Raw genomic sequence first — 15,666 nt, forward strand, 5'->3', positions numbered from 1 at the left:
GGATGAGGAGCCACTTGATTTCCTGAGCACATCAAATGCCTACGTGAATACAAAAGATTTTGATGCTGCCGTTAACAACCTTTACAGCCGTGTCCGGACCGAGTTTTTTGCTAACGGGGAACAACGTCCCTTTGATTATGTGTTTGGGACCGATCTGGTTTTTGATGGACAGCCCTCTGCCGTCCGACACACCAATATGGTCGCTGCCTATTCGCCCCTTAGTAATGAAATCCCGTTGAGTCACTGGGTGTCACTTTATAAAATCGTGGCAGAATCAAATACGATCATCGATAGAATTCCCAATTCTTCCATGCCCGCTGCGGATAAGACACTGATGGAAGCCAGAGCGAAATTTTTTCGGGGGCTGGCTTACCGGACGCTGGCTTATCTGTATGGTGGGGTTCCGTTAAACCTCAATGAAGTACTGTCTCCTAAAACCGATTTCGTCCGGGCATCTAAAACCGCAGTGCTGGAACAGGTGGTCAGCGATCTTAAATTTGCTGCAGCAAACCTTCCGGCGATAAACGCTGTCCAGGATGGGCAGATCAATAACCTTGCTGCACAGCACCTGCTTTCCGAAGTATACCTTGCATTGGGACAATTCCAAAATTCAGTTGACGCCGCCTCTGCAGTCATCAGTAATCCCAATGTGGCGTTAATGACAACCAGATTTGGCGTTAAACAATCTGATGCCACTAAAAATGTCTATTGGGATCTTTTCCAGCAGGGCAATCAAAACAGAAAAAACGGAATCAACAAGGAAGGGCTTTGGGTGATCCAGTTTGAGACTGATATTCCCGGCGGAGGAACGGTATCGACAGGTGTCGGCGGGTCCTATCAGTTTGAACGTCTTTTCGGTCCCCAGTTCATCAATTTCAGATTGCCCGGAAGTAACGTTCAGCCGTTTTTATATCCGGTCAGCGATTATACCGGTGGCAGAGGCATCGGATGGGCAATTCCGACAAAACACTTTTCTGATGTGGTCTGGACCAGTGATTTTAACAACGACCTGAGGAATGCCCCTTTCAATTTTGTTCGCGAATTCAAAGTGACCAATCCGGCACATCCCAGGTTCGGTCAGACCATCTCCACGATTAATCCACCTGCGGGAATCACTGTTCCAAGACGGGATTTTTACGCTTTTCAGTCCAAAATAACCACACCTGGAGATCATCCCGATGGAATGTTCGAAAACAAGGCCACCTTATTGTTGAAGGCCAGTGCCGGAGCAACTTATGCTGATCAGTATATGTTCAGATTGGCCGAAACCTATCTGCTGCGTGCTGAAGCCTATCTGGGTCTGAGCCAGCTCTCAAATGCCGCCGCTGATATCAACGCTGTGAGAGGCCGTTCGAATGCCTCGAATGTGCTTCCGGCAAACGTAAACATTGATTATATATTGGATGAGCGTATGAGAGAACTTGGTTCGGAAGAAAAACGCAGGATTACCCTGATGCGCCTCGGGCTTATTTTCGACAGGGTTAAACGGTTCAATCCCTATTACACAGACATTGCGGCAACCTACAACCTCTGGCCGATACCGGCTTCAGAAATAGAGCGGAACAATGGTGCCAAACTTGAACAGAACCCAGGCTATTAAACAAAACAAAACTTTATAATGGAAAATTCCAGAAGAAAATTTATCAAACAATCGGCGTTAATAGCTGCTGCCGGCTATGCCGGTACCCTGACCAGTAGTGCAAAGAGTTACAGTCGAATAATTGGTGCCAACGATAGGGTAAGGGTAGGAGCTGTTGCTTTTTCTGACAGATTCAAGGATACCCTTTTCCCTTGCTTTTTAAATCATAGCAAAGAACTAAACTTTGATCTTGTAGGCCTATCCGATTTATGGAGCTATCGCCGGGATCTGGGCGTAGCTCATATTAAAAATAAAACCGGTGCCGATGTGAAAAGCTGCCGGAACAATGATGAGCTTTATGCCATGAAAGATCTCGATGCGGTGATCATCAGCTCCTCAGATTTTCAACACGCACTGCATACCGTGGAAGCGGTGAAAGCCGGCTGTGATGCCTATGTTGAAAAACCCTTCGCTGAAACGATGGACGACGCTAAGGCCGCGTTGAAAGCAGTAAAGGAAACGAACAAAATCGTACAGATCGGTTCGCAGAGGCGAAGCGGGGAAAATTATGTGAATGCCTCGAAATTTATTCAGGACGGGAAATTTGGTCCACTGACTGCGGTAGATCTGGTGTGGAACGTGAACCAGCCGGGCAGGTGGCGCCGGCCTGATCTGGTGGCTAAACTCAAACAGGAGGACACCGATTGGAAGCGGTTTTTGATGAACCGTCCATTCCAGGAATGGGACCCAAGAAAATACCTGGAATACAGACTTTTCTGGCCTTTGTCTTCAGGGATGCCCGGCCAATGGATGTCGCACCAGATTGACACCGTACACTGGTTCACCGGTTTAAAACACCCCCGTAGCGTAGTTGCCAACGGAGGTATCTATACCTGGAAGGATGGAAGAAAAAACTGGGATAGCATGGTAGCTGTGTTTGACTATGGTCAGCCGGATACAACAGATGGCTTTCAGGTAACCTTCACCTCCCGGATGCAAAACAGTGTTGGTGATGTTGGAGAGGTTTACTATTCGAATGGAGGAGAGTTGAATTTAATGACCAACAAAGTGTCTCCCAAAGGTGGTCTGAAAGAAAACGAAGCTCGCGCGATGGGGATGAAGGCCAATCTTTTGCCCGAATTTGATCTATCTAAAACAGCCATTAAAGCAGCAACCGGTGCAAATATGGGAGGCGATCCATTGACGTCCGCACACATGCGCAACTGGATGGAATGCATCAGGAGCCGAAAAACCCCTAACGCTCCCGTGGAGGCAGGTTATTATCATTCAATAGCCCTGATGATGACAAATGCAGCGGTAAGGACAGGCGCAAAAGCCACTTTTGATGAGGCGAAACAGCTGGTGATGGCCAACGGCAAAGTTTTTAAATATTAAACGAAGAGACTGCTCACTGGATCGGATGGTAAAACCAATTATAAATGCTTCCTGGTTAGCCAGATATAGATGACAACAACAAACGATAAAAAAAAATGTTAAAATTAAAAATATACACCTTAATCAGCTGCTCATTATTTTCTTATTCAGCTGTTGCACAAAAGCCACGCCCGCTTTTTGATGGGAAATCTCTCAAAGGATGGAAGCAAGTAGTGGGGAAGGCAAAATATGTGGCCAAAGACGGAATGATTATCGGAACGTCCGTTAAAGATTCTCCAAATTCTTATTTGGTTACCGATAAAGAATATGGGGATTTTGCCCTCGAGTTTGATGTAAAACTGGAAGGGGCTTCCAATAACTCCGGGGTGCAGACCCGAAGTCATATTGACCCGGAAGGGGATGAGGGAAAAGGTAAAGTTTATGGCCGCCAAATTGAAATAGACCCCTCAGAGCGTGCCTGGTCTGGAGGAATATATGATGAAGCACGAAGGCTATGGCTTTATCCTTTATCATTGCATCCCGAAGCAAAATCCCTGTTTAAAAGGGAAGCTTTTAATCATTACAGAATAGAGTGTATTGGAAATGAAACCAAAACCTGGTTAAACGGCAAGCCGGTAGCCTATTTAAAAGATACGGTTGATCAGGCCGGTTTTATCGGTCTGCAGATTCACGGCATCGGAAACAAGTCAGAACTGGAGGGTAAAAGGGTTTATTTTAAAAATATCACTATTCAAAGCGAGAACTTAAAGCCACAAGCGTTTCCCGATGGGCTCTATCAGGTAAATTATGCACCTAATTCATTATCAGAATACGAAAAGAAAAATGGTTATGAACTGCTTTTCGACGGCAAAAGTTCTAAGGGGTGGAAGGGAGCCTACAAAAATGCATTCCCGGAAAAGGGATGGCAGGTAGGGAACGGGACAATTACCGTACAGCCCTCAGACGGTGGAGAGAGTACAAACGGAGGTGACATTGTCACAGAAAAGCAGTTTAGTGCCTTCGATCTCACTTTTGATTTCAGGCTTACCGAGGGTGCAAACAGCGGCGTAAAATATTTTGTCACCTTGAGCGAAGGAAACAAAGGTTCGGCACTTGGACTGGAGTTTCAGGTGCTGGACGATGAAAAACACCCGGATGCGAAACTCGGTAAAAACGGGAATCGCACCCTTTCCTCATTATATGATCTGATAAAAGGAAAAAAAGACGGCAATAATATCCGTAAAATTGGTGAATGGAATACCGGACGAGTTGTTGTCTACCCTGATAACCGTGTAGAGCATTATCTTAACGGAATTAAAACAGTGGAATATATTCGCGGTGACGCTAATTTCAAAGCACTCGTTGCTGAGAGTAAATACAGGAACTGGAAAGACTTCGGACAATCAGTAAGCGGACATATTCTTTTGCAAGACCATGGAAACCGGGTAAGCTTCAGAAGCATCAAGATCAAAGAACTGAAGAAATAAGCTGCGATACTGAATAGGCAGACCCGCAAAACAAGCAATCGATAACAGAAAAGCCTGCCAATGAACGTTATTTTCGGCAGGCTTTTTTATGATAAGTATATTTACCAGGAATTATTGAACTAAACTTTATTTTGCCTGTCGGGTGTTTGATTGATCGCATTTGCGGTGTTACAGACCAAATTTGTGCCTTTTAAAAACAGTTATTTTTACCACCTGACGCTTTTCGGTTTATGCTTCCTGTCAATATTGCCTTTTACCGTCTTTGAGTTTAGCCATGGCAAACAGGAATTGCGACGATAAGTAGTCAGTTGGACTGTAACGGTTATTCAAGCGCACAAGACGGAAAATGACGGCTAAAAAAGTAGATAAATATCAATCGTTTTATGCATATTTTCCGCCAATTTGGTGGCTGCAATTGGGCAACGGAGTTTAACCTTTCATGTTGGGCGGTTGTTTGCCATTGTCTGGTGGTTGCCGGAATTCCTGGAGTTTTTGGTTCCATAATGAATGAAAACCTTTGATCTTAAAAAAAAGGGAAATTATGCACGAGTTATTTTTAGAGTACTTAAAACAGTTCAGTCCAAAGCCTCTTTCGAAGTCTGAGAAGGCATTGATTTTCAGTTCCTTTTCTCCGCTAAAACTAAGGAAAAGGCAATACTTCTTGCAGGCAGGTAACGAGTGCAAACAATTCGCATTTATTGTAAAAGGCGCAATGAGGCAATACATCGTTAATGAAAAGGGTGTAGAACAAGTTGTGGGTATAGGCATCGAAGACTGGTGGATGGGTGATAGAGAAAGTTTTGTATATTCGACGCCAAGCCTGTACCACATCGACGCCTGGGAAGATACTGAAATGCTGACCATCACCAGAGCCGACTCGATCAAAATCAAAAGCATTCCTGCCATCGCAGCGATGATCAGCCAGCTTGATGATAGAAATAATATTGCCAATCAAAAGCGGGTCATGTCCCTGATCAATTTAACTGCGGAGAAACGGTACGCGGGCTTCCTCGCCTGGTACCCTCAACTGGTATCAAGATTTCCCCAGCATATCATTGCCTCTTATCTCGGTATAACCAAAGACACGCTAAGCCGTGTTAAATTACAGCGAAAGCAGTAGATGCTGATAAGGGCTCCTCTCAGGTGCCAAACTTCTAACCAAAATCACATGTTCTTACACCCTCACAGATTTGTAATCCATCCAGACGTTTCCGGGTATTGAATAAGTTGGCCTTGGCAGTGGAAAGGATAATCAAAGTTCATCGGAATGGGTTTATGATAATTTAGGGGCTTATCTAATATATAAGGCTGATTGGCTCTAACATCTGACTGGAAAATCATATCAGTTAACATTCAGATGCATGCTTTCTAAAGCGCCAAATAGAATGATCACGATATTATTGTAGATAAATGTCGATATAATTTATCGACATAAGCCTTGCTTTTTTATCGATATTATACTTGATATTTGTATACGGAAGCCAGATCTTCAAAACCTTCGGGGGTTGAATTTCCCATTCTATAAGTACTCAAAGTTCAGGACGAAATCCTTACTGTTTTAGCCGATAATCAGAAAAGCCCTATAATCTTATGCACAATGCCATTTTAAATTACGTCATTGAATATTCAGGAACCACGCCCGAGCCAGCGGAAACAGAGCTGATAAATTCTTCTTTTCAGATCATGAAATTCAAGAAACGTGAACTTCTTTTGAGAGCTGGCGAAATAAACCGGTATTTTGGTTTTATTTCCTTGGGTGCTATGAGGCAGTATTACGTTTGCGACAAGGGGAGTGAACATACCGTCAAACTGGCAATAGAAAATTGGTGGATAGGAGATATGGAAAGCTTTGCCTCAAAAAAAACGTCCGATTACAATATTGAAGCAAGGGAAGACACGGAGCTATTTGCAATTACATATCCCAGTTTTGATCACTTGGTGAAAAAATCACCCGCATTCGCGCTAACCCTACTTGCTATGGAAGAAAGAAACGCAATCTCTACACAGTTCAGATTAAATGCATACATCAGCCTCTCTGCTGAGCAGCGGTACTCAGCTTTCCTGGAACGTTATCCATCCCTCTTCAACCGGTTTCCTTCTCATATCATTGCATCCTTTGTCGGTATACAAAAGGAAACGCTCAGCCGGGTAAAAAAGTCTTCCGGTAAAAGACGATTTAACCCCCATGAAAGTAATCAAATCATCAGCTGACCTGATACGAAACTCTTCATCAATGAGGCCTAAATACCGCAAGCAAAGCCGAAGTTTTTAACGGGTTTGATTGGGATATTGGAAAATCTTCCATCAACTGTTTGAGAGCCCCGCCACCAAATGCCATGGAATGGATAGTGATTCAGCGTGCAATATTTTGCTTGCTGTAGTTTTTTGCCTGACAAGCTATATGCTGATCAATTACACGATCTCACACCTGTAAAGAAACTAGCGGGGTGTATACCAACCAATGTCGCATAAGCCCATGGAAATTCTAAACTTTACAAAATGATTCCAGTTTACCCTAGGTCTGGAATTTCATAAGCTTCTTGACCAGGTAACAGTCCCGCCGCGTTTTTTTGTGGCGTTACGATATTTAGGGCGTTGATCTCGCCTGGGGAAAGTTGAATGCTTGCAACTGCAATATTTTCCAGCAGTCTGTTCGCATTGACCGTACTCAGAATAGGTACGTACTGGTTGTCTTGGCTGAGTATCCATGCCAGTGCAAGTTGAGCCGAAGTAACATTTCGCGATGCTGCAAGTTCGCTCAATGTATCAATTAAATGGCTATTGCGCACTCTAAAGGGTGGAATATTAAAGCTGCATCATCTACTGCCACTGTTCGATGGCGGAAAGCAATAGGTACAGAATTTTACACGCATTTCACCTGGGCCCGCACCATTGATTGCCATCTGATTTGACGCTATGGCAACCCTTGGTGCCACCGGCCTAAAAATAGCTGTGCTATAGATAAATATCTATCTTCTTTTTCGATTAAAGTCAACTTTCTGTAGCCGTTCGTTTAGGATATTTGTTATGCCGTCCAAAGAAGGGAAGGGTTCCGTGGAACAGTCATTCAGCCCACCCGATTATTAAAGATAAAAATTATAAACAGATATGAAAGCAGCAGTTTTAAACGAGTTCGGCTCGGTAGAAAAGTTTGAAATACTAGAGCTTCCAACCCCTCAACCGGGCGTTGGCGAGGTCTTGGTAAAAGTATTGGCCTCCTCTGTGAATCCCCTGGATTTTCAGGTTCGCCGCGGTGACTATAAAAATGAGCTTCAGCTTCCTGTCATCACCGGTCATGATGTATCGGGTGTAGTTGTGGAGATTGGGGCAGGTGTCAAAAATTTCAAGGTCGGTGATGAGGTCTATTATACGCCTGAAATCTTTAACGGACCCGGGAGCTATGTAGAATACCATGTGGCCAAGGAATCCATCATCGGTATCAAACCTAAAAACATAAGCCACCTGGAGGCGGCAACATTTCCACTTGCAGGCGGTACGGCCTGGGAAATGCTCTATACACGGGCGCAGCTGAAGATCAACCAGACGATATTGATACATGGAGGCGCCGGCGGTGTTGGAATTCCCACCATACAGATCGCCAAGGCCATGGGGGCCACTGTCTATACTACTGCCAGGGGGATACACCACCGGTTTTTAAAGGAACTTGGTGCAGATTATACCATTGATTATGAAAAAGAGAATTATATCGATGCGGTTCTGGCCCTTACCGATAACGTGGGAGTGGATGTTGTTATCGATACCATCGGCGGTACCACGCTATCCGACAGCGGAAAGGTTTTGAACCAGCTGGGCCAGGTGGTTACCTTGGTGGACATTGACAAACCGCAGAACCTGATCCATGCATGGGGTAAAAATGCGACCTACCACTTTGTATTTACCAGACAGAACAGGAACAAGCTTGATGAGATTACCAAACTGGTGGAATCGGGAAAGCTGAAGCCCGTAGTGAACAAAGTTTTTCCGCTTTCGGAAATAGGCAGGGCGCACAGCCTGCTGGAGTTCAGAGATGGGGATGAGGACTTCTATGGCAAGATAGGTATTCAGATCGGGGATGAAAGCGCAAATTAACTGGTGTTCATATGGATATTAAACAAATTTTCATAGCGGCCAACCAGGCTTTGGCAGCAGGAAGCTACAGGGAATTTCTCACTTACTGCAGCGATGATATACGATGGGAGCGTGTGGGTGAGAAAATACTCAACGGAAAGGTGGAACTGCTTGAGTACATCGGCACAGCCTATGATGGGCTGACATTCACAACCGAAAGATATATCCGGGAAGAAAACTTTCTGGTTGAGCTTGGTGAGATAGTCCTCGATAAAAATGGAGAATCCAAAAAGAGTTCCTATTGCGATATCTGGAATTTCCGGGACGGGCTGATCCATCAGGTAAAGTCCTTCGTCATCTGAAACAAGTACACAAAACAGCAGTTTAATTCCCCGCATTGCGGGGGAATGACTGTTTAAAACAAAATCACTAATGAAAGCAATTATTTTAGATCAACCGGGAGATGCATCTCGTTTACAAATTCAAGAAACAGACACTCCGGAAATCGGTAGCCAGGATGTACTCGTGCGCGTAAAAGCAATCAGTATTAATCCGGTAGACATCAAGACAAGAGAGGGCAAAGGTATATATGGGAGAATCAAGGATGAAAAGCCATTAATTATCGGTTGGGATATTGCCGGAGTTGTCGAAAAGGTAGGTAGTCACTTATCCCAATTCAAGGCAGGTGATGAAGTTTTCGGAATGGTAAACTTTCCCGGACATGGGAAAGCGTATGCTGAATACATATCTGTTCCGGAAGACCAGCTCGCAAGAAAACCCAGGGATACCACTTTTCAGCATGCTGCGGCTTCTACGCTCGCAGCCCTTACTGCCTATCAGGCACTCGTTAAAAAGGCCAACATAAAAAGCGAGCAGAAAGTCTTGATTCATGCGGCATCAGGTGGGGTAGGACACTTTGCAGTGCAGATAGCCAAGCATTTGGGCGCCTATGTTGTAGCCACTTCATCAGCGAAAAACAAAGGCTTTGTGCTGACTTTGGGCGCAGATGAACATATTGATTATACAAACGGTGAACTCGATACCAGACTCACCCAGTTTGATTTTGTGCTTGATGCGATCGGCGGGAGAAACATCGAACGATCACTTCCGCTTCTAAAGAAGGGAGGAACGCTGATCAGTCTCCCAACCAGTATCGATCCTTCGACAAAAGCATTAGCTGAAGCATCAGGTATCGATGCTTATTTCTTTCTGGTAGAATCAAGTGGAGCGGATATGCATGAAATTGCTGAATTGTTGACCAGGGGTATTTTAAAACCCTACGTCTCAGCGACTTTTCCATTTATGGAAATATCAAAAGCACACCAGGCAGTGGAATCGGGAAGAACGGTGGGCAAAATTATCGTTACCATTTAGGAATAGCTCCATATACGTATTGCCGGCATACGGCGGAACAAGGGGATTTTCGTTGGAATTTTAAAGTTGGCGGACTTGGAGACAACATTAACACCATGCGGCTAGCGAACTGGCGTACCTTAAGTGAAATAGAGGACGCCTTTTTTGTATATCATGCAAAACTTTGACCACTCAGCACTTTTCTATAAATTAACTTTAAACGCTCAAGGCAATAAAAAGGCCTTATAATATCATGAAACAAAAACAGTCAAGTCCATTTACGTCAAAACAAAAATTTATAATATTCATCTTAGCTATTACCCAGTTTACTGTTATCCTTGATTTTATGGTCATGTCGCCCCTTGGTGATATGCTGATGAGGTCAATGTCGCTGAAACCGCAGGATTTCGGATTTGCAGTTTCAGCCTATGCTTTCAGCGCCGGCATATCGGGTTTATTTACAGCGGGATTTGCTGACCGTTTTGACCGAAAGAAATTATTGCTTTTTTTCTATCTTGGCTTTATCGGCGGAACCGTTTTCTGCGGCATTGCAACAACTTATCCGGTACTTGTGACCGCCCGGATTATTACAGGTCTTTTCGGAGGCGTTATCGGATCCATTTCCATGGCAATTGTTGCTGATCTGTTTGAAATCCATCAAAGAGGGCGGGTGATGGGTTTTGTTCAAATGGGTTTTGGAGCCAGTCAGGTATTAGGTGTACCCATCGGATTATATCTGGCAAATAACTGGGGATGGGAAGCCCCGTTCTGGATGATAGCAGCCCTAAGCACCCTCATTGCCTTGTTGATTGCTTTTAAGCTAAACCCTGTCGCCGCACACCTTTCAATACTCCAAAAAGAGTCCGTACTTAAACACTTGTGGAAGACCATTGCACGGAGCACATACCGGATCGGATTTGCCGCTACGGCATTGCTCTCTATCGGCGGATTTATGATGATGCCATTTGGCAGTGCTTTTGCCATCAATAACTTAGGGTTGACCAATGCTCAGTTGCCTGTACTGTTTATGATTTCGGGAATATGTTCCCTAATCATCATGCCCCTTATCGGTAAACTTAGTGACAGATTAGATAAGTTTAAAATATTTACCGGCGCCACCTTGTGGATGCTGTTGATCTGTGTGGTCTATACCAACTTAGGTTTTACGCCCTTTCTTATAGTTATTCTGCTGAATATCCTGATGATGATAGGTATGATGAGCCGGATAGTGCCCTCCTCTGCACTGACAAGTTCAATCCCGGACGCGGCGGATCGCGGGGCTTTTATGAGTATCAATGCTTCAATGCAGCAGATTGCCGGTGGAATAGCTGCTGCGGTGGCAGGACTCATTGTTACCCAAAAGGGTAAAAGTACACCTCTTGAACACTATGATACTGTAGGATATGTAATTGTTGGCATCTCGATAATCAGTATAGCTTTGATGTGGCGGGTAAATAAACTGACAAATGATCAATCGGTGGAGCAAACCAGATCGGTTCAGGTAGAGGCGGTAATTTTAGATGACGGACTGCAATAATTCAACCCCGTTGGCCGCTATAGAATGCCCGGCTTATCAAATGTTTTAACGCAGATACTTTGCGTCCGAAAACAAAATTCCTGTAAAACAAGCTGGGATTGAGGCTTTGGTGCATCTATATTCAGATTCTTCAGTGAACAATCATAGTAGTCCACGAAGTCCGTTTTTTGGAACGATGATCTTCAGAACCCTTATTTCTCCCCGTTGCAAAACCGGTTTATTGTTCTTTCGGCCGCTCAGTATAAACAAACTTGTAGGACTGATTTTGCAACCTTTTCCTTTAGCCCCGTTCACATTCTTTTCCGAACCAAAGCCATCTGTCCCGGCAAGGTGATAACTTTTTTTATTATTGCTTTTCATACGCTGTTGTTTATATTATAGTCAGATAAACCAAATGTATAACCTAGTGCAGGTGTATCGAAAGAGTGTCAGTTCCTTCCGTAAATGATTGATTTCCTTAAATCCTGCAAAATTTTTTTATGATTAACTCCTGATCAGGATAATGATTGAGTAAATATTGTCTCTCAGCCATTTCAAATTCTGCAAAATCAAATCCCGGGGCAACCGCGCAGCTCACTAATGTGAAACCTGATTTAGAAGGAATTTCAGCCGCAAACCAACAATTCGATTCCACGACCACCTGAAGCTGACCAGAAGCTGAATCGCTCAACTCGGTGCAGTCATAATTTCCGTTTTCATTAATGATGTGAATAAACAGTGGACTACCCTTATGGAAATACCACAATTCGTCTGATTTTAACCGGTGAAAACCAGAAAAGTCATTACTTTCCAGCAAGTAGTAAATTGAGGTACAGGCATCTCGCTTCTTGTTTTCGTTGAAACGGGAAATCTCCTGTTTTGATCTAAATATTTCCTTATAGTAGCCACCTTCCGGATGTGAAGATAATTCCAGCTTTTTTTTCCAAAAATCTGCTGTATTATGAGTGTTTTCTAACATATTAAATTGTCTTTAATTATCAATTAATAAATAAGGCTGACATCACCCGTTAGGTTGCTTATGTTTTTTTCTAATGATACAGCTGCCGCCAATCGGGCCAATGCGTTGGTCGTTTCAGAAATGTAGAAACTCCTTAAGTGTAAATCTTCCAAACTTCGAAGGCCTTTTTTTTCCAATAGTTTTGAGAAGGCTAAAAATAGGAAGAACAATGAGGTATAAAAGATGATGTAGATCTACAAAACGGTCACTCTGTAGATTGAACGCAAAATTCGAACATAATACATCGTATTTCTGATTCTACAAAATCTTCTTTACTTCCCGATTTTTTTTTCTCCAAAAAGAATCAATGGACTAGGTATCCCCCGGATTTATCGGACTATTAGGGAAAATAGGTAATTATACACACTCCGTTTGCGCCGAAGACGCATGGATAAATGCAGTATTCGTTTTGCATACCGTTGAGACTACGCCTGGGAAGTGTAAGAGATTTTTAAATTATTGCTCGGAATAATAAGATTTAACAATTTAAGCAGTGATCATGTACAACAACTACTTTAACTACCTGAAGAAATACACCGATGAGCCGCTCAGTGAGGATGAAAAATCATTGATCAGGCAAACCTTTACGCCTCATAAGCTGAGAAAGAGACAAACTTTATTGCGGCCCGGCGAAATCTGCAGAAAATATGCCTTTATCACAAAAGGTTCTATGAGAATGTATACGGTTGATGAAAAGGGGGTAGAGCGAACCGTTACCCTGGGCATCGAGGAATGGTGGCTGGGTGATCGTGAGAGTTTTTCACACTCCACGCCGAGCAGGTATTATATTGATGCATTGGAAGATTGTGAGTTCCTCTGTATTACCTGTCAGGGAGAAACTAACCTGATTAAACAGGTTCCGGCCTATGCGCAGATGAAAGTGAAGCTTGATCAAAATAACGAAATTGCAAATAATCTCCGTATTATTTCCGCGATAAGCGACGATGCAGAGAAGCGTTACGCTGATCTTTTAGAACGCTATCCGGAATTCTCACAGCGTTTCCCACAGACTATTATTGCCTCATATCTGGGTATTAACAAGGATACCCTGAGCCGTGTAAAGCGTAAATGTGTTTTGAAATAATGTTTCCTTTAACTTCTCTGGGAGTTGTAAAATAGCAAGGAATGCAGCTTCTTTAGATTACCGATATTCTAACCGAGATAGATATAAAGTACAAGGAATAGTACTAAGGAGGTAAAATACTAGGTCTTTGCCTATGCATTTTACTTCCAAAGAACAATGATGCAATACGGATTCAAAAAACATGGGTAAATCGATAATCACAGGGATGTATAAACTTTAGTCAGTCGGATGATAGGGGTTTTGTCAAAAAAATGTTAAAATGAAATGATTTGTTTGTAGGGATTTAGGTAAAAGCCTAAATTTGTTTCATGAAATTATTGGAAGTAATAAAATCGATATCCAACCCTACGCGACTGAACATACTCTCTTGGTTAAAAGATCCTATAGGATCTTTTCCAGCGGAAGATATGGTTGACTACAAGCCAGACTTAGGTGTTTGTGTATCTGACATTGCAAAAAAAGCAAAAATGTCGATTCCAACGGTTTCTGTATATCTTAAAAATATGTCTGCCGCAAATGTTTTGATGGCGACCAGAAAAGATCAGTGGACTTATTATAAACGCAACGAAAAAGCCATACAAGAGTTGGCCAGGGTGATCAAAGAAGAGTTATAAAATTTTTGATCTCGTTATTAGGTAATTACCTAAATAGCTAAATATATAAACAAGTAAATTAATAAATAACAGATATGAAAGCAGCAGTTTTAAACGAGTTCGGCTCGGTAGAAAAGTTTGAAATACTAGAGCTTCCAACCCCTCAACCGGGCGTTGGCGAGGTCTTGGTAAAAGTATTGGCCTCCTCTGTGAATCCCCTGGATTTTCAGGTTCGCCGCGGTGACTATAAAAATGAGCTTCAGCTTCCTGTCATCACCGGTCATGATGTATCGGGTGTAGTTGTGGAGATTGGGGCAGGTGTCAAAAATTTCAAGGTCGGTGATGAGGTCTATTATACGCCTGAAATCTTTAACGGACCCGGGAGCTATGTAGAATACCATGTGGCCAAGGAATCCATCATCGGTATCAAACCTAAAAACATAAGCCACCTGGAGGCGGCAACATTTCCACTTGCAGGCGGTACGGCCTGGGAAATGCTCTATACACGGGCGCAGCTGAAGATCAACCAGACGATATTGATACATGGAGGCGCCGGCGGTGTTGGAATTCCCACCATACAGATCGCCAAGGCCATGGGGGCCACTGTCTATACTACTGCCAGGGGGATACACCACCGGTTTTTAAAGGAACTTGGTGCAGATTATACCATTGATTATGAAAAAGAGAATTATATCGATGCGGTTCTGGCCCTTACCGATAACGTGGGAGTGGATGTTGTTATCGATACCATCGGCGGTACCACGCTATCCGACAGCGGAAAGGTTTTGAACCAGCTGGGCCAGGTGGTTACCTTGGTGGACATTGACAAACCGCAGAACCTGATCCATGCATGGGGTAAAAATGCGACCTACCACTTTGTATTTACCAGACAGAACAGGAACAAGCTTGATGAGATTACCAAACTGGTGGAATCGGGAAAGCTGAAGCCCGTAGTGAACAAAGTTTTTCCGCTTTCGGAAATAGGCAGGGCGCACAGCCTGCTGGAGTTCAGAGATGGGGATGAGGACTTCTATGGCAAGATAGGTATTCAGATCGGGGATGAAAGCGCAAATTAACTGGTGTTCATATGGATATTAAACAAATTTTCATAGCGGCCAACCAGGCTTTGGCAGCAGGAAGCTACAGGGAATTTCTCACTTACTGCAGCGATGATATACGATGGGAGCGTGTGGGTGAGAAAATACTCAACGGAAAGGTGGAACTGCTTGAGTACATCGGCACAGCCTATGATGGGCTGACATTCACAACCGAAAGATATATCCGGGAAGAAAACTTTCTGGTTGAGCTCGGTGAGATAGTCCTTGATAAAAATGGAGAATCCAAAAAGAGTTCCTATTGCGATATCTGGAATTTCCGGGACGGGCTGATCCATCAGGTAAAATCCTTTGTCATCTGAAACAAGTACACAAAACAGCAGTTTAATTCCCCGCATTGCCGGGGAATTTTTTTATCATGATCAATTAAACAATAAGTATCTGTGAGCGGAGATTTTTGATTGCTGCTTTCGGCAATCAAACCCAGAAACTTACAAGCGGGGTCTACAGAATATTATGTATTCTCTTCGGCAAGTTCT

At 43.5% G+C, this 15,666-nt stretch carries 16 protein-coding genes; 13 read left to right on the forward strand and 3 right to left on the reverse strand.

The features are described from left to right. The first annotated feature begins 196 nt into the window (after nucleotides 1-196). The 5 genes from AC3ITD_RS04445 (at nucleotide 197) to AC3ITD_RS04465 (ending at nucleotide 6,651) form a co-directional block, all read left to right on the forward strand. Entirely contained in the window at nucleotides 197-1,600 is a 1,404-nt protein-coding gene (locus tag AC3ITD_RS04445) for a RagB/SusD family nutrient uptake outer membrane protein (RefSeq protein ID WP_489366629.1), read from the forward strand. A gap of 18 nt (nucleotides 1,601-1,618) precedes the next feature. Then, the gene (locus AC3ITD_RS04450; protein WP_489364346.1) at nucleotides 1,619-2,974 is read left to right on the forward strand and encodes a Gfo/Idh/MocA family protein; all 1,356 of its coding nucleotides are present in this window, start codon (nucleotides 1,619-1,621) and stop codon (nucleotides 2,972-2,974) included. Nucleotides 2,975-3,069: 95 nt separating this feature from the next. After that, nucleotides 3,070-4,440: a 3-keto-disaccharide hydrolase gene (locus tag AC3ITD_RS04455; protein ID WP_489364348.1), complete on the forward strand. Its 1,371-nt coding sequence runs from the start codon at nucleotides 3,070-3,072 to the stop codon at nucleotides 4,438-4,440. A gap of 541 nt (nucleotides 4,441-4,981) precedes the next feature. After that, nucleotides 4,982-5,560 carry a Crp/Fnr family transcriptional regulator gene (locus AC3ITD_RS04460; protein ID WP_489364350.1) on the forward strand — a complete coding sequence of 193 codons (579 nt, stop codon included), beginning with the start codon at nucleotides 4,982-4,984 and terminating at the stop codon, nucleotides 5,558-5,560. A 470-nt stretch (nucleotides 5,561-6,030) separates the two neighbouring features. Beyond that, the gene (locus tag AC3ITD_RS04465) at nucleotides 6,031-6,651 is read left to right on the forward strand and encodes a Crp/Fnr family transcriptional regulator (RefSeq protein ID WP_489364352.1); all 621 of its coding nucleotides are present in this window, start codon (nucleotides 6,031-6,033) and stop codon (nucleotides 6,649-6,651) included. A 299-nt stretch (nucleotides 6,652-6,950) separates the two neighbouring features. Here AC3ITD_RS04465 and AC3ITD_RS04470 read toward each other — a convergent pair whose 3' ends face one another. Further along, nucleotides 6,951-7,229: an aldo/keto reductase gene (locus tag AC3ITD_RS04470; protein ID WP_489364354.1), complete on the reverse strand. Its 279-nt coding sequence runs from the start codon at nucleotides 7,227-7,229 to the stop codon at nucleotides 6,951-6,953. A 319-nt stretch (nucleotides 7,230-7,548) separates the two neighbouring features. Between AC3ITD_RS04470 and AC3ITD_RS04475 the strand changes: the two genes are divergently transcribed. The 4 genes from AC3ITD_RS04475 (at nucleotide 7,549) to AC3ITD_RS04490 (ending at nucleotide 11,398) form a co-directional block, all read left to right on the forward strand. After that, complete coding sequence (locus AC3ITD_RS04475) at nucleotides 7,549-8,529, forward strand: zinc-dependent alcohol dehydrogenase family protein (protein ID WP_489364356.1); 981 nt, start codon at nucleotides 7,549-7,551, stop codon at nucleotides 8,527-8,529. Between the two features lie 11 nt (nucleotides 8,530-8,540). Continuing rightward, nucleotides 8,541-8,870: a nuclear transport factor 2 family protein gene (locus AC3ITD_RS04480; protein ID WP_489364358.1), complete on the forward strand. Its 330-nt coding sequence runs from the start codon at nucleotides 8,541-8,543 to the stop codon at nucleotides 8,868-8,870. Between the two features lie 70 nt (nucleotides 8,871-8,940). Then, nucleotides 8,941-9,882, forward strand: a complete 942-nt coding sequence (locus tag AC3ITD_RS04485) for an NADP-dependent oxidoreductase (protein ID WP_489364360.1) — start codon at nucleotides 8,941-8,943, stop codon at nucleotides 9,880-9,882. A 232-nt stretch (nucleotides 9,883-10,114) separates the two neighbouring features. Further along, nucleotides 10,115-11,398: an MFS transporter gene (locus tag AC3ITD_RS04490; RefSeq protein ID WP_489364362.1), complete on the forward strand. Its 1,284-nt coding sequence runs from the start codon at nucleotides 10,115-10,117 to the stop codon at nucleotides 11,396-11,398. A 141-nt stretch (nucleotides 11,399-11,539) separates the two neighbouring features. On the opposite strand, the gene AC3ITD_RS04495 is transcribed toward AC3ITD_RS04490, so the two are convergent. Then, on the reverse strand, nucleotides 11,540-11,758 hold the full coding sequence (locus AC3ITD_RS04495; protein ID WP_489364364.1) for a hypothetical protein: 219 nt from the start codon (nucleotides 11,756-11,758) through the stop codon (nucleotides 11,540-11,542). 97 nt (nucleotides 11,759-11,855) lie between these two features. Continuing rightward, nucleotides 11,856-12,356: a cupin domain-containing protein gene (locus AC3ITD_RS04500; RefSeq protein WP_489364366.1), complete on the reverse strand. Its 501-nt coding sequence runs from the start codon at nucleotides 12,354-12,356 to the stop codon at nucleotides 11,856-11,858. Nucleotides 12,357-12,894: 538 nt separating this feature from the next. Between AC3ITD_RS04500 and AC3ITD_RS04505 the strand changes: the two genes are divergently transcribed. From AC3ITD_RS04505 to AC3ITD_RS04520, 4 genes are all read left to right on the forward strand, one after another. Beyond that, nucleotides 12,895-13,479 (forward strand): Crp/Fnr family transcriptional regulator, encoded by a 585-nt coding sequence (locus tag AC3ITD_RS04505; protein ID WP_489364368.1) that lies wholly within the window; start codon nucleotides 12,895-12,897, stop codon nucleotides 13,477-13,479. A 308-nt stretch (nucleotides 13,480-13,787) separates the two neighbouring features. Next, entirely contained in the window at nucleotides 13,788-14,093 is a 306-nt protein-coding gene (locus tag AC3ITD_RS04510; RefSeq protein ID WP_489364370.1) for an ArsR/SmtB family transcription factor, read from the forward strand. Nucleotides 14,094-14,167: 74 nt separating this feature from the next. Beyond that, nucleotides 14,168-15,148 (forward strand): zinc-dependent alcohol dehydrogenase family protein, encoded by a 981-nt coding sequence (locus AC3ITD_RS04515; RefSeq protein ID WP_489364356.1) that lies wholly within the window; start codon nucleotides 14,168-14,170, stop codon nucleotides 15,146-15,148. An 11-nt stretch (nucleotides 15,149-15,159) separates the two neighbouring features. After that, complete coding sequence (locus tag AC3ITD_RS04520) at nucleotides 15,160-15,489, forward strand: nuclear transport factor 2 family protein (RefSeq protein ID WP_489364358.1); 330 nt, start codon at nucleotides 15,160-15,162, stop codon at nucleotides 15,487-15,489. The last annotated feature ends 177 nt before the right edge of the window (nucleotides 15,490-15,666 follow it).

Source organism: Pedobacter sp. KH_004, assembly GCF_057840755.1.